Here is a 26,281-nt window from a genome sequence, read left to right on the forward strand (position 1 = left end):
GACAAATAACAAAATCAAGAATTAGGAATTTCAGCAAATGTGTGGCTAGCAATTTCTGATTCTTGGTGGTTGAGTTGTTGCAAAACTTTAGCTAAATCACTAGTTAAGCATTTAGCATTTTGTTTTATACAACCATTATTGTAATCAGCAACTTTTATTGCTGGGCCGATATGAATAATCGCATCGGTACCCCAATTTGGATAAGTTTGGCTGTAATTAATACTTATAGGTACTATTTTAATTCCCAAATCTGGCTGACTAGATTCAGCACTCAAAGCTAGACGCGCAATTCCTGGCTTTAATGGGTGAACTTGACCATCACGGTAAATTCCGCCTTCGGGAAAAATTACTAGGGTTTTTTTCTGCTGAAGTAGCTCTACCCCATGACGCAAGGTAGTAATTGAAGGGTGTTTAGGATCGACAGGAAAGCCCCCTAAGCGTCGGACAAACCAACCTTGCAATCCTTTGCATTCGCTACTAGTTACCATAAATCGCAGGTCTTTTTTTGCCTCGCAGGCGATCGTCGCATAGGGTACAAGCAATGCATCCCAACGAGCACGGTGGGTAGGAGCAAGAATTACAGGACCAGTTTTAGGAATATTTTCTTGCCCAATAATTGTAATCCGCCCAAAGAATAACGGTAAGAGGAAGTGGCGTCCTAATAGATATGCCAGAGGCGCTAACCAGGGACAAACCCGCGAGGTATTAGAGGTAGTATAAGCCACCGAGGTATTTGCGGGGGTATTTGCTAGTTTTTGCTGAGAGGTAGGATTAGCAGAGTAAATTTCCATCATGATGGTGGCTGCTGATTGTCAGATAAAATGTGACGAAACCTTAATTAACTACACCGTAGATTTTCTTTCATGACTTGTGTCCTACCTATTGGACAGTTTCATCTCTGTCTGCTAATTTCGCTGATGCCGTCGGGTAGCAAACCAGGCTTGCAATTGCTGACGACAGGCAGACTCTAAAACGCCTCCAATGACTTGTAGGCGATGATTAGAGGCAGCACTATCAGGGATGTTGGTAACAGTACGAATTGCACCAGTTTTTGTATCGTCTACTCCATATACCAGCAATCCTATACGTGCGTGTATAATAGCACCGGCACACATCGGGCAAGGTTCTAAAGTTACATAGAGGGTGCATTGATTGAGACGCCAATTTTGTAAAGTTTTAGCAGCGGCTCTCAGAGCGAGAACTTCTGCGTGAGCCGTGGGGTCTTTGTCGCGTTCTTTTCTATTTTCACCTTCCGCCAACAGTTTGCCTGAAGCATCCACAATTGCAGCTCCTACAGGGACTTCTCCGGCTTCACCTGCTGCTTGTGCCAATTCTAAGGCATGAGTCATCCATTGCCGATGGACAAGATACTCTGGGTATTCAATTACCATAAAATTATTGCTAAAAATTCTACATAGTCATAACTCACAGACTTTAGTTCGTAGTAGTCACTAAAGTGACTAAAAATACTTAGATATCAACTATAAGTTAGCTTACAGTGAACAACACTAAAGTACTTACTACGAGATATTATTACAAAGCCCGCTGAAGCGGGCTGATTTGATTTTAAATTTAGTTGTAGCCTGGAAGTATCCAACCAGCCTTTTGAGACTAATTTTGTGTTTAAACGGCTGTTTGGGCTAAGAGAGAGTCGAGTTGACCTTGTGTATCTAATTGATAAAGATCATCACAGCCACCAACATGCTGATTATTGATGAAAATCTGGGGTACTGTGCGGCGTCCATTGGCTCGTTGTGCCATTTTAGCTCTGGCCGCTTCGTCGCCGTCAATTTTATATTCTTGGAATTCAACGCCTTTCCACCACAGCAGCATCTTAGCGCGAATACAGTAAGGGCAAGTTTGCCAGGTGTAGATCTCGACGTTAGCCTTAACTCGCTCTGGATGGCGATTTAATAGGGGATTGAGAAAATCCAGCATATTTGCGTCTTATCGATTTATGTGAATTGTCTCTAGCCTAGATCATTGCTGGCATTGTTCATCGCATTGGGGCTGGAACCCATTTTTGGAAACTGTCTAAATGATTCCAGTAAGCCCAATAACTAGCTAATGCCCAAATCAGCGCCGCTACGATTAACACTGCTGCACCAATTAACCACCAGGTTCGGTTTGGTTTCCAATAGACAGTTTTTAATTTTACCCTTCCCCAGAAGCGATCGCGCCATTGCATCCCTTCTTCCTCTGGTTCTGAGACTAGTTTTATCCTTGTTTGCGCTGCTGTTCTAGATGTTGGCGGTGAATTTCGGGGAAATTCTCTAAATCTTCTAATGACTTGGGTGCTGGGTAAACTTTGGCGTTGGGGTTTTGGAACCTGTCAATGTAGATTTGAAGCGCTTCTTCATCTTCCCTATGCTCAAGGATATATTGACGAAATTCGGGACGGGTCATTGTTGTGAAATCAGGCTTGCTCACAAATACCTCCAATATCCGTTGGTGTTAATGATGATTTCTGTTTCGTCCCCAGCCAAGATAAATGCGTCTTTTGTACGACTATCTACAGTTACTAAATATATTGGTACATACATTTTAGTTAATCTGTAGCAGAGAATGAAACAGGTTTCGATTTGTTCTTGCGTTGGCATATTCTGAAGCGCACCTTCCAATTGCAAACCAAACCATCTTTGAAAGTAAAACTCTATAGATAAATAAATTTGAGTTTTACCTGATAAAGCTTTTAACTAGCTAAGTTTGATAACCTGTTGCTTAAGTAGAGTTATTAACAGTTTTTGAACTATACCAAATAAAGTACCAATAAGAGGAGTAGGCACAGTTAAGAGATATCGGCGGAAAGTTTTGACATCGAAGGGCCAAACGGGTAGCTCATCAGTCATCGTGTATAAAGTGCGTAGCTGCTGAATTTTTTCAGATTTTTTCTTAAAAGTTTCTGTGTCTTCAGCCAGACTAGTATAAATTCCTGAATACTCTGCTCGGAATTGTCGAGCAATTTTATGTAAAGACTCTTCTTTAGCTTTTTTCATACCGCTATGTGCTGCCAGCAATGGCCCAAAAAAACATACCACTGATAGAAAAATATACAATGGAATTACGAGATGAACAAACGAGAATCCTTTTCCGACATCTTGTGTAATCATCTGATACTCAATCACGCCAATCCAGATACCCAAAACACTAACTAGATAGGCAGTTTTAAGGGAGTAATCACTCAGACATTGAAGACCGCCACAGCGATCAGGATGAAGAGGATTAATATCGAGATTCTTCTTCCCTAAAATTTTATAGAAAATCCAAATATTTGTAATTAGATTGAGGACAAGTATACTACCCATATATACGACTGCAAATGTGGCAATCGTAATGGTCAATCCTGGCAGAAGACTAGAGCTAGTCCAACTGTCTTCTAATCTAGGTCTGACTATAAAAACAATAATGCTGAAAAAGATAGCACTGGCAAGTGCAGAAAGTTTGCGCCATTTTTGAGAATAAAGGTTAATAACGAGTTGATCAATCTCTAATTTGTCAATTTCTAATACGTCAGATGTTTCAAGGTCTTGAATTACTTTATTGATTGCTTTAAAACTCCACAAGTAATATCCCAATGTAACTGGACTGATAAAAATTCCTACAAACCAGGGAATCCAGTCTTGAAGCAACCCCATCTGCCCTGGCTTAGACCATAGTGTATTACTTACCCATCCAATAAACAAATAAACTCCAATAGCAGTAACTGCTGCCAAAAGTGCAAAAGTTAGAGGGAAAAGACGAAGTTTTTCAATTACTAAATATGCAACAGGATCAAAACAGTATAGATTTCGTTGTTGAGAGAGCTTATGGTTCGTCATTTTTTATTTGATAATGAGTCAGGTAAATAACACCATACATATTTAGGAGTGACTGTGCCAATTTTGGCAAAATCCGGATTTCTCACAATTGACAAATCCGGAATTAGTCATCGCATTGGGGTTGGAACCCATTTTTGGAAACCTTCTAAATGATTCCAGTAAGCCAAATAACCAGTCAATGCCCAAATCAGCGCTGCTACGATCAACACAACTGCACCAATTAACCGCCAAGTTCGGTTTTTCCAATAAAGAGTTGGTGCAGCACAAACGCCACTTAATCCAGTAAGAATAAAGCCGATTCCTGACATCAATGGTTGCTGTGTAATACCCAAGTTGATGATGCGGATACCAATAATAATCGCAACCAAACCTGCAAAGAAAGCATAAATTGCCAGCATTAGTAAATCCCATCCCAAAGAAAGTGCGATCGCAGCTGCAATAAACAAGATGCCAAATAGAAGTGTCGTTTCACCGAAAGCGATGTTAAAACTACCTCTAATTGGCCAGGTAAAGCTCATGTGTAACCCAGTTGTAAATGCGATCGCACCTGTAACCCCAAAGCCAGGAATCCAGCGTTTCTGATTATCGCTATCTATGCCGCGATATACGTAATCTGCCAGTAAAAATAACCCGGCGACCATATTGATCAACATGAGTGTGATGTAGTCAATAAACACGATTTACCTCTAGATGGCTTTCTGTTTTTACGATCATTTTCTAATTAATTGAGATTAATTACTATTTATTGGGACAGTTTAAAACAGAGTAAAGATGTCACAAGTAGCACTTGACAAAATTTATAGCAGCAAAACTTAACATACAGGAGAAGCAAGACTATTTTCCACGTGTATCCGCCCTTTGGTAGACTTGAAGACTGGAATAGCTAGATAAAACGACGCTAAGTCAAGCAGTTGAGAGGGCGACTCTGTGGAAAATACACTTGGATTAGAGATTATTGAGGTAGTTGAGCAAGCCGCGATCGCATCCGCCAAGTGGATGGGTAAAGGCGAAAAAAACACTGCTGACCAAGTAGCAGTGGAAGCAATGCGGGAACGGATGAACAAAATCTATATGCGTGGTCGCATTGTGATTGGTGAAGGCGAACGCGATGACGCCCCTATGTTATATATAGGGGAAGAGGTAGGTATCTGCTCCCGTCCAGATGCTAAAGACTTCTGTAACCCAGATGAATTAATTGAAATTGACATTGCCGTTGACCCTTGTGAAGGTACGAACTTGGTAGCATACGGGCAACCCGGTTCAATGGCTGTATTGGCAATTTCTGAAAAAGGTGGATTATTCGCCGCTCCTGACTTCTACATGAAGAAGTTAGCTGCACCGCCAGCAGCTAAGGGCAAGGTGGATATCAACAAGTCAGCAACGGAAAACCTCAAAATTCTCTCCGAGTGTCTAGATCGTTCTATTGAAGAACTTGTGGTAGTCGTGATGAAGCGCGAACGCCACAATGATTTAATCAAAGAAATCCGCGACGCTGGAGCAAGAGTGCAACTGATTTCCGATGGTGATGTAGGTGCAGCTTTATCTTGTGGCTTTGCTGGTACTAACATCCACGCCCTAATGGGTATTGGTGCTGCTCCTGAAGGTGTAATTTCCGCAGCCGCAATGCGTGCTTTAGGTGGACACTTCCAAGGTCAGCTAATCTACGATCCAGCAATCGTCAAAACAGGTTTAATTGGCGAAAGCAAGGAAGCTAATCTGGAGCGTCTGAAGTCTATGAATATCAATGACCCCGATAAGGTCTACGATGCTCATGAACTCGCATCTGGTGAAACCGTTCTGTTTGCTGCTAGCGGTATTACCTCTGGAAACCTCATAGAAGGTGTACGCTTTTTTAAAGGTGGGGCCAGAACTCAAAGCCTAGTTATTTCCAACCAGTCAAACACTGCTCGTTTTGTGGATACCATTCACATGTTTGACTCGCCTAAGACCGTACAATTGCGATAAGCGATAAACAGTGAAGAGTTAGGAGTTATGAAGTCTCTTCCTAACTCCTAACTGACCATTCACCATTTAGCAATTACCATTTAGCAATTACCAATTAGCAGATGAATATAGCAGTGGTGGGGTTAAGCCATAAAACAGCCCCAGTAGAAATCCGGGAAAAGCTGAGCATTCCAGAACCTCAAACAGAAAGCGCGATCGCTCAACTGACCAGCTATCCCCATATTGACGAAGTTGCCATCCTGAGTACTTGTAACCGCCTGGAAATTTACATCGTGACTGATGAAACAGAACATGGTATTCGGGAGGTAACTCAGTTTCTTGGTGAATACAGTAAATTACCTGTAATATCTTTGCGACAACACCTATTTATGTTGCTGCATGATGACGCTGTGATGCATGTCATGCGCGTGGCAGCTGGGTTAGATAGTTTGGTACTCGGAGAAGGTCAAATTCTAGCTCAGGTCAAAAATACCCACAAACTAGGGCAGCAATATAACGGTATAAAAACAATTTTGAATCGATTATTTAAACAAGCTTTAACAGCGGGCAAGCGAGTTCGTACAGAAACTAGCATTGGTACTGGCGCAGTCTCCATCAGTTCGGCAGCAGTGGAGTTAGCACAGATGAAGGTAGCAAATATGGCGGCTTGCCGAGTGGCAATTCTCGGTGCTGGTAAAATGTCGCGCTTGTTGGTACAGCACCTAATTTCTAAAGGTGCTGGGCAAATTAGTATTTTAAATCGCTCTCGCGATCGCGCCCTAGAATTGGCCAAGCAGTTCCCCGATCAGCCTCTGGAAATTTATCCCCTATCAGAAATGATGACGGTAATTTCCCAGAGCAATTTAGTATTTACTAGTACTTCTGCAACAGACCCAATACTGGATCGTGCCAAATTAGAAATGGTTTTAGAGCCTAAACAGCCTCTAATGCTATTTGATATTTCCGTGCCACGCAATGTCCATGCAGACGTAAATGAGCTAGCCAATGTGCAAGCTTTTAATGTAGACGATTTGAAGGCTGTAGTCGCGCAAAACTACGAAACCCGTCGGAAAATGGCTCAAGAGGCTGAGAAAATATTAGATGAAGAAGTAGAAGCTTTTGATGTTTGGTGGCGTAGTCTAGAAACTGTCTCTACTATTAGCTGTCTGCGCAATAAAGTCGAAACCATCCGCGAACAAGAATTAGAAAAAGCATTGTCGCGCTTGGGTTCGGAATTTGCAGAAAAACATCAAGAAGTGATTGAGGCTTTAACAAGAGGAATAGTTAACAAAATTTTACACGATCCGATGGTGCAATTGCGAGCGCAGCAGGATGTGGAAGCCAGACGCCGATGTATGCAGACTCTGCAAATGTTATTTAACCTAGATGCAGAGGAACAGTTTAGCTAAATTAGCTAAATCTGACTTAGCATTATTGGTGCGTTGGAGTGAATTCTAACGCACTAATAATGTACCGTGTCATAGCTTTTTACTTGTCGCAAAATTGTTATTTTAACAATATCAGCCTGAGTCAAAGCTTTAAGGTGCTTAGATAAATTTTCCTGTCCTAGTCCAGTTGCAGCGATAATTTCTGTGATATTTTTGGCACGAAATTTTAAACAACACAAAACTTGTAACCGACTGACTTCAGATAGTACTTTGAAATAGCCCGCGACTAGGCTTAATGCACCAGGCACTATCTCTGATATGAAAAATTAAAAATAAATTTATGGGCTTATATTTACTATCATACTATATAGTAATATAAGGTTTTTTCCCGCAATTCTTATTAATAGCTGTTTTTAGGTTGTTTGTGCATGGCTAAAGCTAGGAAATTCAGACTCGTTTGCGATCACGAAAAATGCTCCAAGCTTCTGAACTCAGCAATATTTTGATTATTTATTAATAAACATTGTAAATAGGACAACAATTATTATTAATCAAAGACATAGTAAAACCTATGTTAGTATATTTAAGCTTTTTAGGTAATAGAACTTTGCTAAGTATATTTCTAGTTACTCGCAAACATAAAAATTAATGGTGTAAGGTAAAAGGAATTTTTATACAAACTTTTCCTCTTACACTATCACCATTAAAGAACAATTTAGATATTGACCAGATTAGATTTTTAACAGAATTGTTAACACTTGCATGAGCGAATTCCTTATAGAACAGGCCGAGTTCTAACTTTATAGTCCATTAAAGCGCCTTGGCTAATGACAGTTCGCCCATTTCTTCTGCTGGTGGGAATTTGTCCTTTTTGCAGAGCCATATACAGAGTACTTTGGTCTATACCTAAGAATCTAGCTGCTTGTACCAAGGAAGTACCCTGCTTGGGTATACTTCCTTTCCATTTATTCCGACTTGTGAATGGTCTAAACATAGCGAAATGTAAAGAACAACTTAAGAAATCTCAACTTCTGACAGAACAAATCGCAAAATTAACAATAATTCACAACTAAGTAAAACACGGACTCTGTCTATTCAGAGGAGAACAACATAGCTAATTCGATTTCTTTCTAATTAGATCGAAATCGAATTTGATTATAACAAATTATGAGGAAAGAACAGTTTCAGACTTTACTACAATTTTTTAAAGCTTTAGCGGATGAGAGCCGATTGAAAATTGTAGGTATTCTAGCTAACCAAGAGTGCAGTGTTGAAGAATTAGCAGTGCTATTACAACTCAAGGAACCGACAGTATCCCATCATTTGTCAAAACTCAAGGAACTGAATTTGGTGACTATGCGCCCTGAGGGTAACAGCCGCTTCTACCAGTTAGATAGCGAAGCTTTGCAAAATATTAGCAAGGAAGTTTTTACCCCGGAGAAAATAGCATCCTTAATTGAAGATGTAGATACTGAAGCCTGGGAAAGCAAAGTCTTAAGCAACTATTTGGAGCGCGATCACAACTATACAGAAGAAGTACAACGCCTCAAGGAAATTCCCGCTAGCCGTAAAAAGCGCTTAGTCATTCTCAAGTGGCTGGCGAATAAATTTGAGGAAGGGGTTCAGTACCCAGAACGAACAGTGAATGAAACGCTCAAGCGCTATCATCCTGACTACGCTACCTTGCGGCGGGAGTTAATTGGTTACCAGTTAATGCAGCGAGAAAATGGAGTTTATTGGCGGTTTAACACAGATGTGAGATCAGTCTCTAATACCGTCTTATAAGATGGTGCTGCCAGAGCAGATGCATACATTCATTAAGATATACTACTAATTAGATGGGTATCTAATTAGTGTTTATGTATAACGAGCAGTTTCAACTCTTGTTGCATTTTTTCAAAGCTTTGGCAGACGAGAGTCGATTGAAAATTGTAGGTATTTTGGCTAATCAGGATTGCAGCGTTGAGGAATTGGCGGTGCTACTACAACTCAAAGAGCCGACAATATCCCATCATCTGATGAAACTCAAAGAATTAGATTTGGTGAGTATGCACCCTGAAGGTAACACCCACTTTTATCGGTTAGAAAGTGAAATATTGCAAAACTTAAGTAAGAAAGTTTTCACAACCGAGAAAATAGCATCTTTAGTTGAGAGCTTTGATAGTGATGTGTGGGCTAACAGAGTATTGCAAAACTATACAGAAGGTGAGGAACCTGCCCAAAGCCTCAAGGAAATTCCTGCTAGCCGCAAAAAGCGCCTAGTGATTCTTAAGTGGCTGGTAAGCAAATTTGAGCAAGAGGTTCAGTACCCTGAAAGCATAGTGAATGAAATTATCAAGCGTTATCATCCTGATTGCGCTACTCTGCGGCGCGAGTTGATTGCTTCGCAATTAATGCAGCGAGAAAATGGGGTTTATTGGAGGAAATGAGAGTGTGTTAGTAAGTGGGTGTCTTGCTTGTAATGTCCTAGCTGGAAAAGTTAAAGCTCCTGGTGGAGCGATTTGCGAAGACGATTATTGGATTGTCGAACATTCTTTAGTTCCTGTTCTGTTATCGGGATATTTAATTATCAAACTTAAAAGACATTGCGAAAATTTGGCAGATTTGACACCACAAGAAGCTATTGCTTTAAGCCCCATTATCCGAAAAACCTGTTTGGCACTATCGCGGGTAATGAAACCAGCAAAAATTCATGTTTGTTCTTGGGGTGAACAAATTCAGCCCATCCACTTTCACGTTATACCTCGCGCCTGGGATATGCCAGTAGGTAATCTTCAATTGTTAATTTACTTGCGGTTCAAAAAATTAGCCAATCAACTAAGTTTTGGCAAGTGGATAAGCGCTGAAGCAGCCGCAGCATTAGCAGCAAAAGTGCGCCATGAAATCGAACATTTATGATTGAGTGGGAATTATAGTTAACAACTGTAATATCCCATCTCCAATGCCGCCTTATCTATTATTTTCCTAGATAGGCTTCCAAAACTTTGGGATTAGTTTGAATTTCTGCGGGTGTACCGTCAGCTAGATTTTTTCCTTCAGCCAGCACCCAAACCCGATCGCACAAGGACATAATCACATCCATATTGTGTTCGATAATCAGAAAAGTCATGCCATCTTGGCGGTTCCAGTTGAGAATGCGATCGCAAATATCATCAATCAATCTCGGATTCACCCCGGCGGCTGGTTCATCCAACAAAATCAACTTGGGATTAGTCATCAGCGCCCTTCCCATTTCTAGTAGCTTGCGTTGTCCTCCAGACAAACCACCAGCATAGTCATGGGCTTTTTTTGCCAATCCCACTGACTCTAACAGGAACATCGCTTGTTCTTTAAGTTGCTTTTCTTCCTTAGCCACAACCTGCGGTTGTAATTGCACCTGCCAAAAATTCTCACCAGTTTGTTTTTGCGCCGCCAGGAGCATATTTTCTAATACCGACAACCGCGAAAGAGTCCGGGCTACCTGAAAGGTGCGAATTATTCCTTGTTGGGCAATTTGGTATGGTTGCAGGTGATGAATGGGTTCGCCATCAAAAACCACTCGCCCTTTATCTGGACGGATGAAATTAGACAGTAAGTTAAAAAAGGTAGTTTTGCCAGCACCATTAGGGCCAATCAATCCGGTGATGCTGCCTTTAGCTACTTCTATATTGGCGTCATTGACTGCTTTGATACCACCAAAGCTTTTGGAAAGTCCAGTGGCCGCCAGCAGGGGAAGTTGGGGTGACTGGTTATTTACCAAGAGTAAGTTCCTCCTTTTTCCCTAAGATACCTTGTGGACGCCAAATCATCAGTACCATCAAAATTAAACCGATAACCATGATGCGAAATGCACCCAGACGTGCTTCGTCAAGGGGAATGATTTTGGGTAAGACTTCGCGAGTAATAGCATCATAAGCAAAGTAAACCACCGCACCCAAAATTGTGCCGATATTATTACCAGAACCGCCTAAAATCACCATGATCCAAGCGTCAAAAGTTAGCTGTGGTTGGAAATTATCCGGGTAAATCGCGCTGAGTTGCCAAGCGAAGAAACTACCAGCAATCCCCGCGATCGCACCGCCTAACATCAGCGATTGTAATTTATACCAAAAAACATTTTTCCCTAGGGCTTTGGGAATTTCCTCATCTTCGCGGATAGCTTTGAGAACTCGACCCCAAGGCGATCGCACCAACATTTCCAAGCGCCAGAATACAAATGCTAATACCAACAGCGATACCAGCATTAAACCCGCTTTAGGAATGTAGTTGTACAGGGTGATGATCCCAGAAATATAAATAATTACTGCCAACAACCCCAAAATTATCCCCACTCCCAAACGGGATGCGAATTCTTGTTTGCTAGTTTTTCTCGTTAATGTCTCAGTCACACCAGAAACTCTGGTAGTGCGAATCCAGCGCCACAACGAAAACAAAGTTACAGCCAAAAGCAGCGTCAGCAGCCCCATCATCAGCAATCTAAAAAACAAATTGGGTGTTGTGGATAGAGGTATAGCGTAACTTTGGACACCAAACGCCCCAGATATCCAAGTGTCGCCCACAGGTAAATCCTGGTTATTCACCACCAAACGAATTAGTTCTCCCACACCGATGGTGACAATTCCCAGATAATCTTCTCGCAAGCGCAGAGTAGCGAAACCAATTACCAAGCCCAACAAGGCGGCGACAATTGCCCCAATAATTGCCGACACTAGTAGAGGAACGCCTTTAAAGCTTAACAATACTGTTGTGTATGCTCCTAAGGTCATAAAAGCAATATGACCAAAGTTAATTAACCCCGTAAAGCCCCACTGCAAGTTAAGTCCCAAACCGAACAGTGCAAAAGTGGCTGTAGAAATTGCTAGGAAGATTAAATATTCAAACATATAAAATTAGTCATTTGTCATTAATCATTTGCCATTAGCCATTCTCCGTGTCCCTAAGTCACCGCGTCTTCCTCATCTCCCTCATCCTGGTAAGTGAATAGATTGTAGTGTAGAGGATCGTACCGTCTTGCGGTTAACCATTGCCAATTTTGTGGGCATACTATGGTTGGGTTAGGGGTAATAACTGAATGTGTAAGAATCCTGTTTGATTTAAAAAAAATGTTGTACTCCTCTACCTGCCTTGTTTCCTGTTGTCTATTAAGAGCCTCTACAACTAAGTTCACAAATCAAGTAGGAGTGCTATATGAATTTGCTGCGAACGAGAATCCATCACTTAATCGAGCAGTTAGAGGATGAAGATCTGCAAAGCACTTGGGACGTTGTTCACAACCTGCATTGTGACTTTTATATGCTGAAAGCTATAGAACAAGTCAAGCGATCGCAGCAACCGTGGGACATCTTAACCCAAGATGAAGCGATTCGACTGTTAATGTTTTTCTGAGTGACGCCTTGTGATTGTAGAAGTGCGCTATGCCAGATCTTTTTTATTAGATCTGAAGAATTTAGAACCATCTGCCTATGAGCAGGTGTATGAATTTGTCTTTGCCGAGTTTCCTCACCACTGGCAGATGCGTTCTGTCCCAGAACTGCGGCAACTTGATGATGAGGGTATATTTCACCGCTTCACCATAGATAATTATTTAATTGGGATAGAAGTCAGAGGTGAAATTGTTAAATTTTTACGTGTCATACCTATGCCAGATGTCTAAGGGCAGAAGTTATGTCAACACTTAAAACTGTATAAGGCAAAGCAGGGATCGCTATAACCTTACATTAAACTGGTTTTTGAAAAACACTTTACTTGAGATTTCCCTATGGATGCTAGGGCACTTTGGCAACGATACCAGAATTGGTTATATTTCCACGAGGGATTAGGACTGTACTTAGATGTAAGTCGGATGCGGTTTGATGATGCCTTTGTGGAATCGTTGCGGCCGAAGTTTGATAAGGCGTTTGCGGATATGGCAGCACTCGAGAAGGGTGCGATCGCTAATCCGGACGAAAATCGCATGGTTGGACATTACTGGCTGCGAAATCCTGATTTAGCACCTACTCCAGAACTTACACAAGAAATTGTTCAAACCTTAGAACAAATCGAAGCCTTTGCGGAAAAAATTCAAACAGGTGCTATTCATCCTCCCAGAGCTCAACGCTTCACTGATATTATCTCCATTGGCATCGGTGGTTCTGCCCTCGGTCCGGAATTTGTCGCTGAAGCCCTCTCGCCTGATTTTCCACCTCTGAAAATCCACTTTATCGACAATAGCGATCCGGCAGGGATCGATCGCATTCTTACTCACTTGAGAAATAGCCTCGCCAGCACTTTAGTCTTGGTGATTTCTAAATCTGGGGGAACACCTGAGCCGCGCAACGGCATGATTGAAGTCAAAAAAGCCTATGCTGGGCAAAATTTGGAGTTTGCCCAATATGCCGTAGCTATTACCAGCGTGGATAGTAACTTAGACAAATTAGCTAAAGCTGAAGGCTGGCTAGCTAGGTTTCCTATGTATGACTGGGTGGGAGGACGCACTTCAGAAATGTCTGCTGTTGGCTTAGTACCAGCCGCATTGCAAGGCATTGATATTCGCGCCATGCTAGAGGGTGCCAAAGAGATGGATGATGCCACCCGACAAGCTGACATCAAAAATAACCCAGCGGCGCTACTTGCCTTATCTTGGTACTTTTCTGGCAATGGCAAGGGTGAAAAAGACATGGTTGTGCTTCCCTACAAGGACAGCTTGCTTTTGTTCAGCCGCTATTTGCAACAGCTGGTAATGGAATCTTTGGGTAAGGAAAAAGACTTAGATGGTAACACCGTCTATCAAGGTATCGCCGTTTACGGTAACAAAGGCTCAACGGATCAACATGCCTATGTTCAGCAGTTGCGCGAAGGTGTACCAAATTTCTTCGCTACCTTAATCGAAGTTTTAGAAGATCGTAAAAGTCCATCTCCAGAAATCGATCCCGGTGTGACATCAGGCGATTACCTCTCTGGCTTTCTGCAAGGAACTCGACAAGCGCTTTACGAAAATCACCGCGACTCAATTACAGTCACCATTCCCCAAGTTAATGCTCGTACTGTTGGGGCGTTAATTGCTTTGTATGAGCGTGCTGTTGGCTTGTATGCTAGCTTGGTCAACATTAACGCTTACCATCAACCAGGGGTAGAAGCTGGTAAAAAAGCTGCCGCCGCTATTCTTGACTTACAAAAACGCGTCATAGAAGTGCTGCAAAAGGAAAAATCTGCACTTTCTTTAGAAGAAATTGCTGAGAAAGCAGGCGCAGCCGAACAAACAGAGGCAATTTACATAATTCTGCGTCACTTGCACGCCAATCAGCGAGGTGTGGTGTTGCATGGTAATCTTGGACAACCCAGCAGTTTAAAAGTTTCTGCCGACTGACGAATATATCTAGAACATCAATCTGACTCTCTTCCCCTATTGTTGCCAATGCAACAATTTTTTATGGTTAAGCATCCGAAGAATTGAAGCTCAAACTTCTATTGTTCGGATGCTTAACTTATTTACAGCAGTTTTCATATTTTTAGACACACTCTTGTATTCGCCTCTGCGACTCTGCGGCTCTGCGTGATAAAAAAGTTGAATCCCACCAACGGAATTGACTATACATTTAAACTCTTAATTATTTGAGACAAATGCTCGATAAAATCTTCATCAGCCCAGTAACCGTCATGGCTTTGGGGATTCCAGGATTGCCAAAGATTACCTGAATCAATTTCTATATCCTTTTCTACTACTAAATCATAAGAAGGAGATAAAGGTTTCAATGGCCATCCTAAAACATCATCTTTGTCGTAATAGTTAAACCATTTAAAATTAGGTTTAGGCTTTGGAATTGCTACAATCTCTGCAAATCCAGCCACAAATAAGGGAATATTGCAGCCAGTTGTAAAGAGATATCGGAGAGATTTCAATTTCAAAAAATCTTCTTGTTCTGGTGGAAATTCTGGATAATCAGGGCTACCTACCTGCCAAATACCTTTATTTTTTTGAGTATCCCAAAGATAGTTAGAGATAACTTGGCAACCTAAAGAATGAGCTAAAATGATGATAGGTACATCATTAGTAGAAAATTGTTCTCTGGCAATTTTTAAAGAATAAATAATAGATTTTTGAATTTTTTTGTATACACTGCCATCATCGGTTGCCCGATGTTCTATTGCAGATGCATCGCTAAATCCAAACAGCATAAATTTTCGCAAATCTTGCCATGATAGTGGTGCGCTTTGCCGCATTTTCTGCCAAACATTATATTGGTAATCTTGCAGATCGGACTGATAGTGAATTGGCTCAAAGTGAACTTTAGCCCAAATATCTTTACCTAAAGGTTTTTCTAGAGACTGTTTGAGAATTTGATAATAGTTTTTATCAGTTTCTCCCATACCATGTATAGTGAGAAATGCTAATTTTTTAGCCATAAATGAATTACTGAAGCGTGTGAGTCTGGTTAGTTTATCAGGAGTTTATGCAATAGAGGATGCGGGGTATTGGGGTCATCGCATTTATGTTTCTGTTAAATTAATTTAAGCTTGAGCGATGTCTACGACGGGCTACGCCTATGTACCCATTGGCATGAAAAATTGTGTTCATATCTATATGTCTGGAAATATCTTCAAGAATTTGATAGATGTAAAATGAATTCAAAGCAGTAACCAGAATTGAGGTTAAAAGTGTGATGCAATCAACACCAAAACAACCTGCACGTAGAGGACGAATTTTTCCAGAACGAACTTTATCGCCAGAGGAATTGGCTAGGTGTAAAGCTGAAGATGAAGCATTTGATCGGCGTTGCTGGGCAATTTTTGAGCGTGTACGTCCCGATTTAATTCAAGAACACTATGGCTGGTATGTTGGCGTAGAGCCTGATAGTGGTGATTACTTCATTGATGCAGATAGAATGCAAGCTCACAAAAAAGTTCTTGAGAAATACCCTAATAAAGACCATTTTGTATATTGCCTTAATGAGACAGGAACTACTGGCAGAATATGATTCAGGGTATTTTTGGTAGTGAGGGGCAGCTATTTTTTGAAATAGATTTGATTACTAATGATGGACTAAATCTGCCTGTAGCTGCCATGTTAGATACTGGTTTTACAGGCTTTTTAGCTATGAATAAGCAAGATGTAAATGATCTAAATTGGCTTTACGTTGGTAAAGAACGTTTGCGAACTGCACAGGGAGAAACAAAATTTTTAATTTATTCAGGTACGATACTCTTGGATGGACAGGAGTATCAAATTCCTGTTTATGCAGGGGATGAAATTACAGAGGTATTGTTAGGTTCAGAGTGGTTGAAGATTTTACCGTTAGTGGTGAATTATCAGGTTGGAATATTGACGTTTGGATAAAAGCGATGTCTACGATGGTTACTGAGCTTGCCGAAGTGCGGGCTACGCCTACGCACTTTTGAAACGAATCGCGAAGTACGCAAAGGGTGCGAAGGTACAAGAACTAAAGGGGTAAGTCGCGCAGATAATAAAAGCGATCGCTCTTCCAATCACTTCCCCTTTCCCGTCCTAAATAGCCTGTTAATGGTGAGGAAAGTTCAAGAACAAACTCTCTAACTGTCTCATCAGTGTGCTTAGGGTTGTGCTTTGCATTGTAATGAGCGCGAATTTCGGTCACTGTAAAACACTGAGGTGTAGCTTGTGAACTTTCGTTATCCTGCTCAGAAAGTTCTTTCACTGTTTTGATGATCTGCGATCGCAACTTAATTTCCCTCTCAACTTTCTCAATATATTCATCAATTTTATAGTCAATTTGTCCAGGCTTTAGATAGTGCTGTAATTCGACTAAATTAATGGCACCTGGATATTTGGCTTTGAATTCAACTAGCTTTTGTAGAGTCATTACATTTATAATACTGATTTTAGATATCTCAGCAGATTCTTTGAGATTTTTAGTAGGCTTACCTGGGCCAATAATCAACCGCATGGCTTGAAGATAATTTTCTTTCAGATGCCTTTTACCAAGCCTATCTAATTCTTCTACTGCACGATCAGGAATGCTTTTACCAGCTTTACATTCGCAGACAAGAGAATAAGGTTGAGAGCAAAATAAGTCTAAGCCACCTGCACCACCTTTGTAAGCATCCTCAACCTTAAATCCTAAAAAATCAAGGCTACGGCGTGCAATATTTTCAAAATCTGTACCAGCTTGATAGTTATTTTTACCCTCATCTTGTTCGATGCTGCGATTACCTAATGCTGCAATTGTTTTAATCCATGTTAATTCTGTATTACTTGACTGAGTAAGTAATTCACCACTCCAACCTAAAAAGATTTTGATATCATTTTCTAATTGTTGTGCGGCTGGATTGCTCATTGCTAGTTGTGCTAATGCACTTTGCAATTCTTCCCATTCAGGATTTAGAGGTGGTTCTAATTTTTCTAACTGGGATTTGCGTTGGATAAAAATGCGATCGCTTAATACGGATTTAGCTTCAGAACCAGAAATATTAGATAAACTAACAAATTTACCTATTTTGTCTTGAATATTTGAATTAGCTGGAACTTGGTAGGGTTGAGGTAAATGGTAAACTCGCAAGTAAGCAAGAAAAATATTCTGTTGTTTCTGTATGATTGCCTCAAAAGCTTCTGGTTTCCATATTGTTAATTGAGATAAAACATCTAAAGGTTTAGTTTTATCTAGAATTTGGCAAAGTTCGCATTTAGCCCACGCTTTAATTGAAACTGTCTCAGAATTCACTTGCTTGATAGCAGTTTGAGCGCTGGGTAAAAAATCTGCGCGGTAGTATTGCTCAAGCGAAAGTAGATTGGCTGATGTGTCAAGGGGATAAAGTGCAAATCTTTGCCCAGAACGAAGAAACATCTTAGGTAAAGCTGCAACTGTTCGCCCCTGTATTAAGACTTCAATATCAGAGGCGGGTAGACACAGCGCTGTTGGTAGTGAAAACAGCTGATTCATTTATATTTATCTATAGATTACAGTTAATATTACTCAGCATTAGCAATAGGCTGAGGAATAGCGATAGGAAATTCATCATTAACCCAATAATCATAAGAAGGAGGGCTGATAATTTCTCGAATGAGAGGATTATTTATTGCTATTTTTTTCTCCCTGATGAAGTCTAAAACCTGATTCCGAAACTCTATAATCTCTTTTTCGTCTGTGATACCGTAATTTTCAGTACCCCAGTAAACCCATGAGATAGCTACAAGAGTTTTAATATCTTCACTTTGTAGTGCTACCCACTTTCCGCCCTTTTTTTTGTCCAAAAGTATTCTCAATTTTTCTTTAGCTACTGTTGCACCTGGATTAATAATATTTGAGCGAATTAAACAACCACGAGTTAAGTTAAATGTTTCGTAGTCAATTAGTCGTTTCAATGCAGCGCCTACATTCGCACCGTCTTGCTGAACTATATCTACTCCTACCCTCAATTTATTCCGTTTGCCGATAATTTTACCGATAATCTTGAAATCCATAAAGCCATTATTTGCTGCGCTAGGCTCTACTTCTTCCACTGATTCTATTGTTACTTCCTCTACAGTTTCCCCAATTAAGCTATAAAAGGAAAGCCAAATAGCGTCGGAAATTGCTACCTCATTTCCTAATAATTCATCAATAGCCCCATTCACATCTGCCAATTCTTGTTGGTAGTATGTTTCAACCTGTGTTGGTTTAGGAGGAGGTGGTAGTGGTGGTGGTAGTGGTGATGGGTTATTATCAAAATTCTCTGCGCACCAATTTAAAACTACTCTAATAGTAGGTTTACCTTTACCAAATTCTCTGAGTTTATTTTCATGAAATGGGTAGAGAGGATGAGGCGGATTTTGGTGATTTCTTTGATAAAAATCTTCTAACCATCTTTGAACAAGAGCAATAATATCATCAGAATTTAGATATTTTAACTCAATTGGTTCTCTATCAGGTTGTTCACTTACTAATCTATCAATAGCTGCTTCAGCTTGTGGCAAAAATCTGATTTGGTCATTCCAAGTTTCAGGATACATCGCCAGTAGGAAAACACCTCTTTTTAGATTGTTATATAGATCCTTAACTAAGCTTCCAATAACTTGTGCTGTTGTTAAACCATTTTCTGCAACGTCTGCGTTATCTAGTTCATCAAAGCAAATAATTGGAACTCTGTAATGACTAGTGATATCTAGAATTTGGCGAACATTACGTAAGGATTCAGTCTCTCTATCCTCTTTTTTTAAATGTGGCAACCCCATTGCTTTAGCTTCTTCCTGTGTTATTTCTAAACCAGATAGCCAGCAATTTGCATAATTAACATGGGCAGGAGAAAGTGTCCACAAAATGGCTTGAACTATGTAAGGGTTGCTAATTTCAGGTAGTATTGGCAGAACAAGTTTCGTCAATTGTTCAACGAAATTGTTTGAGTATTTATTTAACCAATTTGGATATTGACTAATATAATGTTGTGGTGTGTAGTTCCATTGTTTTGCTTGGTTAATTAAAGCCGCCGCAATTTCTTGCCATTGCATCACATTTTGGCTACCAAAAGCTCTGAGGCTAGAGGCAACAGTCTGCAAAAATTCATACTTAATTTGATTTAAGTTGTCATATCTACTCATGTAGATAAATAAGCTACCATCTTCTGCCTGTAAACGATGGCGAATTCGACTAATAATATGGCTTTTACCTAGCCCTCTTTCTGCGACAATTGTGATACCTGCGGTTGTACGCTGCCCTTTACGAATTTTTTCAACTGTCTCAAATACTGCATTAGATGCATGAGCATTAATTGAGGGTACGTCAGGAAAACTTTTACCCCATATTTGCTGCGGTTTAACAACCAGATGCCCTGCAAATGGGTTTTGTTTCTTAATCAGTTCATCAATGGTAGATGTTTGAGTAATCATAATGGTATGGGGTTAATGAGTGAAGAGTCGAAGCAAGAAATATTAAGGTTTCAGGCGTTTGGCATAGCAGCGTAATCCATTGAGTTCTGTAGTAATGGAATCTTCGATTTTGTCGCGTGCATTGTCTTCCACAGTTCCGCCTTGCAGTTGGAAAATTTCGTCGGCTTGCGTTTCCAGTAGCCAATCATTAAACTGTGTACGACTCACGCGATCGCCTATTTCTCTCCTAATCCTGTAAATTGGCACTAGATGATTAAAGTTGTATTCATAGTTCAACTTGTCGTAGACTTCCAACGCCACTGGCTTGAATTCTTCGTAAGATGCGATCGCATCTCTCGCACTCTTTCCATTAACTAATGCAGATGTACTAGTTACTGCCACATCTATTTGATTAATCCACTTCACCAGCGCATTAGCCGTCCAAGTAGCAACAATCGTTCCTTCAAATTTAAAATCGCTATCCTTCAAACCCTCATCTAATACCTCTAAACCCTTGGGAGATGCCAAAGAGTATCCTTTTTTGGAGATTGCGATCGCACCCTGTTTCTGCAATTCCTCAAATATGCCCTGATAATCTGCTACCTTCTTGCCTTTGGGTACAATTCTTTTAGTGACTAGTCCTTTTGTTACTTCTTGCTGCGTTCCTCCCAAATCCCACAAAGCTAAAAGTAGACAAGTTTTAGTTTGATTCGCCGCTTGTAAGTTATTCTTTTTTATACCCATTTTATGTAGCCTATTTAACTTGCTCTCACTATAATAGTTTTATATTTTTTACATTGCCTACTGAGAAAGTATCGAAAACTTGCTTATAAATTCTGAATAATCTCTGCATTTATTCACTAAAAATAAGCACTAAATTTTAAGCAAGTATCTTTACTTAGTTCTAAAATAGACAAATTACTGTGTTCGTAGAATTTTTATAGCTTCAAGGCACTAAATGCCAAAATCTCTGTGAGTTAAAGAATAGCGATCGCTACCCCCTGCTCAAAACAGAAGAAAACTACTTGGTAGATTCACAACATATTTCCTTCGGATGAATACAGTTCTTTCAAAGGCAGGATGGAATAGTTGCGAAACTGCATCACCATAACAGTGAAACGCTTTACTTGTGCTGTTGTGAATGAGTGCCCAAGATTTTTTCAATGTCAGAAAAAACACACGCAATTCAGATTCTGTTTTTGCAACAGCACGGCTTTAGCAAATGCAGTTACTCAAGAAAAACGATGAACACAACATACGGAGAGCGTAAAATAGTTTCGCGTCTGCTGGCAATTTGTCTGTCAGCATTGCTAATAGTACCAGTGCTGACTAGCTGCGGAGGTTCCCGAACTGCTAATGTACCACCACCAGTTGATGACAGTGTTGGTAGAACAGTGAGCGATCGCAACACCACAAACCAACCCCAAGCTAAAAAAGGATTGGGTACTGGACAGAAAGTAGCAATTTTGGCAGGAGCCGCAGCACTTTACTACCTCTACAACCAGCATAAGAATGCTCAACAAGAAGGGCCCCAAGGCAAGTACTACCTTTCTAAAAACGGGCGTGTATACTACCGCGATGCTCAACACCGCGCTCATTGGGTAACTCCACCATCAGAAGGAATTCGAGTACCTGAATCCGAAGCGCAAAGATACCGCGACTATCAAGGCTTTAACGGGCGCGCTACAGGTCGAGATTTAAGTGGCATAACTGCAACTGAAGCTCCAGCACTTTAAATAAGTGAAACGTGTGTGTAAATCAAAGCGACTTCCCGAAGATAACGCCTGTCGCGCACGTGGAACCACGATATTCACAAAGGACATAGATCATGGTAGATGATTTTTTCCGCAAGGCGAAGGATTTGTTCTTAGGAAGGAACGACAATCAAGCTGAAGAAGAGGATTACCGCGATCGCCAGGTACGTCCAGCCAGCGAAGATCCATACGGTGACCCAGCCGACCAGAATGTTTACGGCAACGCCATCCCTGCCAGCCAAGATCCCTACGGCGACCCAGCTGACTTTTACGGGAACGCCATCCCTGCCAGTCAAGACCCCTACGGTGACCCAGCCGACCAGAATGTTTACGGGAACGTCATTCCCGCTAGTCAAGATCCCTACGGCGACCCAGCCGACCAAGGATTTGGCGATGTCCGCCCAGCTAGCGAAGATCCCTACGGCGATCCTGCTGATGAAGAATACCGCCGCTAAAGCAAACTAAGATTTTGATGCGTCGGTAATTTTCGATAAAAGAATAACTTGGCAGAATAGTAAACAAGGCAGTAGTTTTAAATGCTACTGCCTTTTACTTTTGTTAACGTTCGACATATTTAAAGAAAACCTCTCCAAATCTCTGCCCGCAACGGGGAGAGGCTGAAAAAGCTTAGCTTTTTATGGTAATAAATTTTATTTTCTGCCCAAAATTAGAATTTGTCTGCCCCTCTCCGATGCGGAGAGGGGTTGGGGAGAGGTCAGTAAAACGTACTATAAATTACGCAAAACTAAGATAAACTACGCCTAATTACTTAGAAGCAAGATTTTCCAGGGTCAATTTATTAAACATTAACCGCAGCTAACATTTCCTGTGCTCGGTCAATATTCTGACGTACCGATTTAGCAGAACTATGTAAAGCTGCTCTTTCTTCATCGGCGATATTTAATTCCAACACACTCTCAATCCCACCGCAACTCAACCGGCACGGAACGCCGATTACGACGTCCTTTAAACCGTACTCACCTTCAAGATAAGCTGCAACAGGCAATAAGCGCGATTGATTGAGCAAAATCGATTCCACCATCACGCTTACAGCAGAAGCCGGAGCAAAAAAAGCACTACCTGTATGCATCAATTCCACAATTTCTGCACCACCATTGCGAGTTCTCTCTACTAAACGGTCAATGGTGGCTGTATCTAACAATTCTGTAATCGGAATGCCGTTGACATGAGCATAACGAGGCAAGGGAACCATCAAATCGCCGTGACTACCCAGTACCATAGCTTTAACATCGGCGGGTAAAACCCCTAACTCTAAAGCAATGAAGGTTTCAAAGCGGGCTGAGTCTAAGACGCCAGCCATACCCATAACGCGATCGCGCGGTAACCCTGTTGCTTGCCAAGCTAAATAAGTCATCACATCCAAAGGATTGGTGACGACGATAAAAATAGCATTAGGCGAGTGAGCGATCGCATTTTTGGCTGCTTCCACTACAATCTTGGCATTGGTTTTGAGTAAATCATCTCTACTCATACCTGGTTTGCGGGGAATCCCTGCGGTAATCACCACGATTTCCGAACCAGATGTATCAACATAGTCGTTAGTGCCGATAATTTGGCGATTATGTATTTCAATTCCCCTAGCCTCCATTAAATCTAGTGCTAATCCTTGAGGCATTCCTGGGACGATATCTAATAACACTACATCTGCTAGGTTTTTCTCCGCAATTCGTTGAGCTAGGGTACTACCAACTCTACCTGCACCAATAACAGTGACACGGGGTAAGTGGCACAGAGCCGGAGATTCAGGATAAGAAGACATATATAGGGGTACGACTAATAAGCCGGAGATAATATTTCATTGCCTACCTGACCCGGTAGGCTGGGTTTCTTGAACCTCAGACTACATTTAAGTCTGAGGCTTTGAATTATTTAAATTCTTCTAGTTGATCTAGACGCAGCCAAAAGTTAGGTGTTGGTACTTTGCCAAACTTCACCTGGGCGTAATCACCTTTGATATCAACAATTTCGCCTTTGCTGTCAAATATGTAGCCAGGAAAGCGAGTATCACTGGCTTTTGCTTCCACGCTGTTTTCCAACTTCTCGCGGACAGCGCGAACAATATCACCTCTTTTGATTGGCATGAGTTTCCCTCTCTATTTTGCAGATCCTTTTATACAGGATCTTAGCTCGCGCCAATACATAAAGGGACTAAAGCTAACATTGGTATATTTTTGTGTTAAAACTTAACTCAACTAATGTTGGCATTCAGGGCAAAAGTGGCTGGAACGCCCCGCTAACCTAGTACGCTGTATCAAATTACCACAAACTCGACAGGGTTCTCCAGTGCGATTGTATACTAAGGCTACACCGCCATAGTTTCCATTGATGCCCTTGACATTGAGGAAATTACTAAAAGTTGTACCACCAGCCTCAATACTCGCTTCTAATACTTGAATAATGGCAGCTCGTAAATCCTTGATTTGCTCTCGCTGCAAATCTATACATAGGGTTTCTGGTAAAACTCCACTCTTAAAAAGTGCTTCATCAGCATAGATGTTACCTAATCCTGCCACTACTGATTGATCTAGTAAAGCAGTCTTGATTGGACGGCGACGATTTTGCAGCTTTTGCGCCAAATACTCAACTGTGAATTCTGGTGAAAACGGATCTACTGCGAGTTTTGCTAAACCAGTAATCACACTTTCGACAGGAACATTTGGGGGAACCCACCACATTTGACCGAAGGTACGCTGATCAACAAAGCGCAATTCTTGTTGATCCCCAAAGAATAATCTGACTCTGGTGTGCTTATGTAGTGGTTCATCTCGATGCAGCCACAGTAGTTGACCTGTCATTCGCAAATGTACTCCCAGGTAGCCAGGAGAGGGGGACACAGAGACGGAGAGACGCGGGGAAGCAGTGACATTTCCACTCCCCGCTTCCCCCTCCGGGTTCGCAGTTCCTTCAACGGAGGGAACCTCCGCAAGGGACTGCGCACCGCGTCCCCCTGTCTGTGTGTCTTCTTCTTTGGCGGATGGAGATAATTCAGCGAGGAGATACTTACCACGACGATACCAAGTGGCGATGGCATTTCCTTTAATACTATGAATAAACTCCCCAACAGAAAACGGGTAGGCAATGGTGCGATCAAGCAACACATCTCCACCCGTAATTTCTTGATTGAGGGTCAACTGATTTAGACCCCTCCGGACTGTTTCGACTTCAGGCAGTTCAGGCATTCAAGCTGATTAAGCAATTTGCTATTTAGGAATAGAGGATTAGAGCGTTGGAGGTAATGAATCACCGCCAAAGTTCCGATGGTTGGCTTGTAACCATAGAACACCTCTCTATCATCCCATTAAAAAATCCCTTTATAGCTCAATTGCTTACTTTTTCGCTTTCGCTGCTGGAGCTGCAATCTCTAATAATTCGTCTGGGGCATAGTTATTAGTGTTAATGCCTGAGTAATTTACATTATCAAACCGGACGATCACTGAATACTTGATACCGCTTTGGTCAATAGACGCCACGGTTCCTACATCTTGATACCAGTAGGATTCCGGGCGGAGAATACGTACTTTAGAACCACGTTGAACCATGAGTTTTTTCCCTTTTAGTTATCAATCGCCAATATATACGGCTAATTGATTTCACTCTACAACCTGAAGGACGCAGCCAGAGGCTTTGTTAAGTTATTTTTCTAGTTGAGGAACTTGTCAGTTATCAGTTGTGAGTTACCTACTCTATCCCTGGATCTTTCCCATTTCTATGATCCCCATCTACCGCACTTACCGAGCTTCCATCTCTTCAACTAAAAAAGGTGTGTAACCCTGCTTGACAAAAATCTGACGATGAATTAATTTCATGTCGTTCGCAGATAACACTTCAGGAAACCCTCATACTTTATTAAGTACAAAAACACTACCTTCGTTACCTCTACCGATCCGTAGATCGGTATCTAAATAAGTGATATCCAACCATCCTTGTTGTCTATCACTGTTAATCGCAGTATCAATTGCTGTTAATTTTTCACCAGCTTCAATTTGTTGGATCAAATTTTCTGGAGAATTGTAACCTAATAACCGTTGCCAACCGATGATACTTCGATTAAATTTGACTTGGACACGACGACCTGAGACTGGCTCAAATTTGGCAGCAACACTGACCAATCCTTCTAAATAAGGTAAGCCATATATTTCGGCTATATTGTAAACGCTAGAATTCTCTACGCGAATATACTGATAAATTTGTCCGAGCTTGCAAAAAGGTAATCGATCCAGATTTAATAGTGCTTTGCTTGTGGTATATATTAATCGCCAATTACCATTAAGCAAATTAGGAGCCTCTACAGGACGTGGTGTGGGATTAAGGTCTTCTAAAGTGGCGATCGCTGCTAATATAGCTTGTTTGTGTGGCTCACTAGCCAGTAAACCGCGATTAGTACCTGCGATCGCATCTAAGACAGCCGTTTTTCCAATCATCGCCTATCACCTCAAAAATCATCAGGATGAAATCAGCATCAAACATATATAAATATCAAATGTATAGAGTCTAACTAGATCGTTAATAATGTCCTGTCATCTGTCATAAGGTAATTAAATAAATGTCTTTTGTCAGATTGCGGATTGTTCAACTATTGAGTTG

Annotated in this window: 31 protein-coding genes and 1 pseudogene; 12 read left to right on the top strand and 20 right to left on the bottom strand. The window is 41.2% G+C overall.

All coding sequences use genetic code 11. The annotated features are described in order from the left end of the window. Window positions 1-14: 14 nt before the first annotated feature. The 7 genes from BV375_RS24425 to BV375_RS24455 all read right to left on the bottom strand — a co-directional run bounded on the left by BV375_RS24425 (window position 15) and on the right by BV375_RS24455 (window position 4,495). Entirely contained in the window at window positions 15-794 is a 780-nt protein-coding gene (locus tag BV375_RS24425) for a 1-acyl-sn-glycerol-3-phosphate acyltransferase (protein WP_243714035.1), read from the bottom strand. A gap of 111 nt (window positions 795-905) precedes the next feature. Further along, entirely contained in the window at window positions 906-1,391 is a 486-nt protein-coding gene (tadA, locus tag BV375_RS24430; protein ID WP_086765326.1) for a tRNA adenosine(34) deaminase TadA, read from the bottom strand. Between the two features lie 232 nt (window positions 1,392-1,623). Then, window positions 1,624-1,938 carry a glutaredoxin 3 gene (gene grxC / locus BV375_RS24435; protein WP_086765328.1) on the bottom strand — a complete coding sequence of 105 codons (315 nt, stop codon included), beginning with the start codon at window positions 1,936-1,938 and terminating at the stop codon, window positions 1,624-1,626. 58 nt (window positions 1,939-1,996) lie between these two features. Further along, on the bottom strand, window positions 1,997-2,188 hold the full coding sequence (locus BV375_RS24440; RefSeq protein ID WP_086765330.1) for a hypothetical protein: 192 nt from the start codon (window positions 2,186-2,188) through the stop codon (window positions 1,997-1,999). 29 nt (window positions 2,189-2,217) lie between these two features. Next, window positions 2,218-2,430, bottom strand: coding sequence for a hypothetical protein (locus tag BV375_RS24445; protein ID WP_086688182.1), 213 nt, complete (start codon window positions 2,428-2,430; stop codon window positions 2,218-2,220). A 266-nt stretch (window positions 2,431-2,696) separates the two neighbouring features. Beyond that, window positions 2,697-3,818: a hypothetical protein gene (locus tag BV375_RS24450; RefSeq protein ID WP_208099182.1), complete on the bottom strand. Its 1,122-nt coding sequence runs from the start codon at window positions 3,816-3,818 to the stop codon at window positions 2,697-2,699. A gap of 107 nt (window positions 3,819-3,925) precedes the next feature. Continuing rightward, window positions 3,926-4,495 (bottom strand): DUF981 domain-containing protein, encoded by a 570-nt coding sequence (locus tag BV375_RS24455; protein ID WP_086765332.1) that lies wholly within the window; start codon window positions 4,493-4,495, stop codon window positions 3,926-3,928. Between the two features lie 250 nt (window positions 4,496-4,745). Between BV375_RS24455 and glpX the strand changes: the two genes are divergently transcribed. Continuing rightward, window positions 4,746-5,783 carry a class II fructose-bisphosphatase gene (glpX, locus tag BV375_RS24460; protein ID WP_086765334.1) on the top strand — a complete coding sequence of 346 codons (1,038 nt, stop codon included), beginning with the start codon at window positions 4,746-4,748 and terminating at the stop codon, window positions 5,781-5,783. Between the two features lie 101 nt (window positions 5,784-5,884). Next, window positions 5,885-7,171 carry a glutamyl-tRNA reductase gene (locus BV375_RS24465; RefSeq protein ID WP_086765336.1) on the top strand — a complete coding sequence of 429 codons (1,287 nt, stop codon included), beginning with the start codon at window positions 5,885-5,887 and terminating at the stop codon, window positions 7,169-7,171. Between the two features lie 104 nt (window positions 7,172-7,275). On the opposite strand, the pseudogene BV375_RS24470 reads toward BV375_RS24465, so the two are convergent. Both BV375_RS24470 and BV375_RS24475 read right to left on the bottom strand, forming a co-directional pair. Next, window positions 7,276-7,470: pseudogene (locus tag BV375_RS24470) on the bottom strand (ArsR family transcriptional regulator); the annotation flags it as partial. A gap of 455 nt (window positions 7,471-7,925) precedes the next feature. Then, window positions 7,926-8,144, bottom strand: a complete 219-nt coding sequence (locus tag BV375_RS24475) for a helix-turn-helix domain-containing protein (protein WP_086765340.1) — start codon at window positions 8,142-8,144, stop codon at window positions 7,926-7,928. Between the two features lie 173 nt (window positions 8,145-8,317). Here BV375_RS24475 and BV375_RS24480 point away from each other — a divergent pair, with 173 nt between their 5' ends. From BV375_RS24480 to BV375_RS24490, 3 genes are all read left to right on the top strand, one after another. Next, window positions 8,318-8,935, top strand: a complete 618-nt coding sequence (locus tag BV375_RS24480) for a metalloregulator ArsR/SmtB family transcription factor (protein ID WP_086765342.1) — start codon at window positions 8,318-8,320, stop codon at window positions 8,933-8,935. Between the two features lie 74 nt (window positions 8,936-9,009). Beyond that, on the top strand, window positions 9,010-9,579 hold the full coding sequence (locus BV375_RS24485) for a metalloregulator ArsR/SmtB family transcription factor (protein ID WP_086765344.1): 570 nt from the start codon (window positions 9,010-9,012) through the stop codon (window positions 9,577-9,579). A 4-nt stretch (window positions 9,580-9,583) separates the two neighbouring features. Further along, on the top strand, window positions 9,584-10,048 hold the full coding sequence (locus BV375_RS24490) for an HIT domain-containing protein (RefSeq protein ID WP_166507519.1): 465 nt from the start codon (window positions 9,584-9,586) through the stop codon (window positions 10,046-10,048). A gap of 58 nt (window positions 10,049-10,106) precedes the next feature. On the opposite strand, the gene BV375_RS24495 is transcribed toward BV375_RS24490, so the two are convergent. Next, window positions 10,107-10,889 carry an ABC transporter ATP-binding protein gene (locus tag BV375_RS24495; RefSeq protein WP_086765349.1) on the bottom strand — a complete coding sequence of 261 codons (783 nt, stop codon included), beginning with the start codon at window positions 10,887-10,889 and terminating at the stop codon, window positions 10,107-10,109. After that, window positions 10,879-12,012, bottom strand: coding sequence for a branched-chain amino acid ABC transporter permease (locus BV375_RS24500; protein WP_086765351.1), 1,134 nt, complete (start codon window positions 12,010-12,012; stop codon window positions 10,879-10,881). Before BV375_RS24500 ends, BV375_RS24495 begins: the two co-directional genes overlap by 11 nt. Window positions 12,013-12,316: 304 nt before the next feature. Here BV375_RS24500 and BV375_RS24510 point away from each other — a divergent pair, with 304 nt between their 5' ends. From BV375_RS24510 to BV375_RS24520, 3 genes are all read left to right on the top strand, one after another. Then, entirely contained in the window at window positions 12,317-12,514 is a 198-nt protein-coding gene (locus BV375_RS24510; RefSeq protein ID WP_086765355.1) for a hypothetical protein, read from the top strand. A 10-nt stretch (window positions 12,515-12,524) separates the two neighbouring features. Further along, window positions 12,525-12,782 (top strand): cytotoxic translational repressor of toxin-antitoxin stability system, encoded by a 258-nt coding sequence (locus BV375_RS24515; RefSeq protein ID WP_086765357.1) that lies wholly within the window; start codon window positions 12,525-12,527, stop codon window positions 12,780-12,782. A gap of 105 nt (window positions 12,783-12,887) precedes the next feature. After that, window positions 12,888-14,474 carry a glucose-6-phosphate isomerase gene (locus BV375_RS24520; RefSeq protein ID WP_086765358.1) on the top strand — a complete coding sequence of 529 codons (1,587 nt, stop codon included), beginning with the start codon at window positions 12,888-12,890 and terminating at the stop codon, window positions 14,472-14,474. Window positions 14,475-14,695: 221 nt separating this feature from the next. Here BV375_RS24520 and BV375_RS24525 read toward each other — a convergent pair whose 3' ends face one another. Continuing rightward, window positions 14,696-15,511, bottom strand: coding sequence for a hypothetical protein (locus tag BV375_RS24525; protein ID WP_086765360.1), 816 nt, complete (start codon window positions 15,509-15,511; stop codon window positions 14,696-14,698). A gap of 254 nt (window positions 15,512-15,765) precedes the next feature. On the opposite strand from BV375_RS24525, the gene BV375_RS24530 reads away from it, so the two are divergent. Both BV375_RS24530 and BV375_RS24535 read left to right on the top strand, forming a co-directional pair. Next, window positions 15,766-16,083, top strand: a complete 318-nt coding sequence (locus tag BV375_RS24530; protein ID WP_086765362.1) for a hypothetical protein — start codon at window positions 15,766-15,768, stop codon at window positions 16,081-16,083. Continuing rightward, window positions 16,080-16,442, top strand: coding sequence for an aspartyl protease (locus tag BV375_RS24535; RefSeq protein ID WP_086765364.1), 363 nt, complete (start codon window positions 16,080-16,082; stop codon window positions 16,440-16,442). Before BV375_RS24530 ends, BV375_RS24535 begins: the two co-directional genes overlap by 4 nt. 103 nt (window positions 16,443-16,545) lie before the next feature. On the opposite strand, the gene BV375_RS24540 is transcribed toward BV375_RS24535, so the two are convergent. Genes BV375_RS24540 through BV375_RS24550 form a run of 3 tightly spaced genes read right to left on the bottom strand, consistent with a single transcriptional unit; the run spans window position 16,546 to window position 20,666 of the window. Further along, window positions 16,546-18,021: a DUF1802 family protein gene (locus BV375_RS24540; RefSeq protein ID WP_208099183.1), complete on the bottom strand. Its 1,476-nt coding sequence runs from the start codon at window positions 18,019-18,021 to the stop codon at window positions 16,546-16,548. A 29-nt stretch (window positions 18,022-18,050) separates the two neighbouring features. After that, window positions 18,051-19,943 carry a hypothetical protein gene (locus BV375_RS24545; protein ID WP_086765366.1) on the bottom strand — a complete coding sequence of 631 codons (1,893 nt, stop codon included), beginning with the start codon at window positions 19,941-19,943 and terminating at the stop codon, window positions 18,051-18,053. A gap of 42 nt (window positions 19,944-19,985) precedes the next feature. Continuing rightward, window positions 19,986-20,666: a hypothetical protein gene (locus tag BV375_RS24550; protein ID WP_086765368.1), complete on the bottom strand. Its 681-nt coding sequence runs from the start codon at window positions 20,664-20,666 to the stop codon at window positions 19,986-19,988. Between the two features lie 500 nt (window positions 20,667-21,166). Here BV375_RS24550 and BV375_RS24555 point away from each other — a divergent pair, with 500 nt between their 5' ends. Together BV375_RS24555 and BV375_RS24560 are read left to right on the top strand one after the other, a co-directional pair. Further along, the gene (locus BV375_RS24555; RefSeq protein ID WP_086765408.1) at window positions 21,167-21,658 is read left to right on the top strand and encodes a hypothetical protein; all 492 of its coding nucleotides are present in this window, start codon (window positions 21,167-21,169) and stop codon (window positions 21,656-21,658) included. A gap of 92 nt (window positions 21,659-21,750) precedes the next feature. Then, a complete protein-coding gene (locus BV375_RS24560; protein WP_086765370.1) occupies window positions 21,751-22,131 on the top strand; it encodes a translation initiation factor in 381 nt (126 codons plus the stop codon). A 344-nt stretch (window positions 22,132-22,475) separates the two neighbouring features. Here the strand turns inward: BV375_RS24560 and mdh are convergent, their stop codons facing one another. The 5 genes from mdh to BV375_RS24585 form a co-directional block, all read right to left on the bottom strand. Next, window positions 22,476-23,456 carry a malate dehydrogenase gene (gene mdh, locus BV375_RS24565; RefSeq protein WP_086765372.1) on the bottom strand — a complete coding sequence of 327 codons (981 nt, stop codon included), beginning with the start codon at window positions 23,454-23,456 and terminating at the stop codon, window positions 22,476-22,478. Between the two features lie 106 nt (window positions 23,457-23,562). Continuing rightward, window positions 23,563-23,778: an NAD(P)H-quinone oxidoreductase subunit O gene (locus BV375_RS24570; protein ID WP_086765374.1), complete on the bottom strand. Its 216-nt coding sequence runs from the start codon at window positions 23,776-23,778 to the stop codon at window positions 23,563-23,565. Between the two features lie 111 nt (window positions 23,779-23,889). Next, complete coding sequence (locus BV375_RS24575; protein WP_086765375.1) at window positions 23,890-24,876, bottom strand: DNA-formamidopyrimidine glycosylase; 987 nt, start codon at window positions 24,874-24,876, stop codon at window positions 23,890-23,892. Between the two features lie 147 nt (window positions 24,877-25,023). After that, entirely contained in the window at window positions 25,024-25,236 is a 213-nt protein-coding gene (locus BV375_RS24580) for a photosystem I reaction center subunit IV (RefSeq protein ID WP_086765377.1), read from the bottom strand. A gap of 297 nt (window positions 25,237-25,533) precedes the next feature. Then, on the bottom strand, window positions 25,534-26,118 hold the full coding sequence (locus BV375_RS24585) for a PAP/fibrillin family protein (protein WP_086765380.1): 585 nt from the start codon (window positions 26,116-26,118) through the stop codon (window positions 25,534-25,536). Between the last annotated feature and the right edge of the window lie 163 nt (window positions 26,119-26,281).

This window comes from Nostoc sp. 106C, assembly GCF_002154725.1.
Classification (GTDB): Bacteria; Cyanobacteriota; Cyanobacteriia; order Cyanobacteriales; family Nostocaceae; genus Aulosira.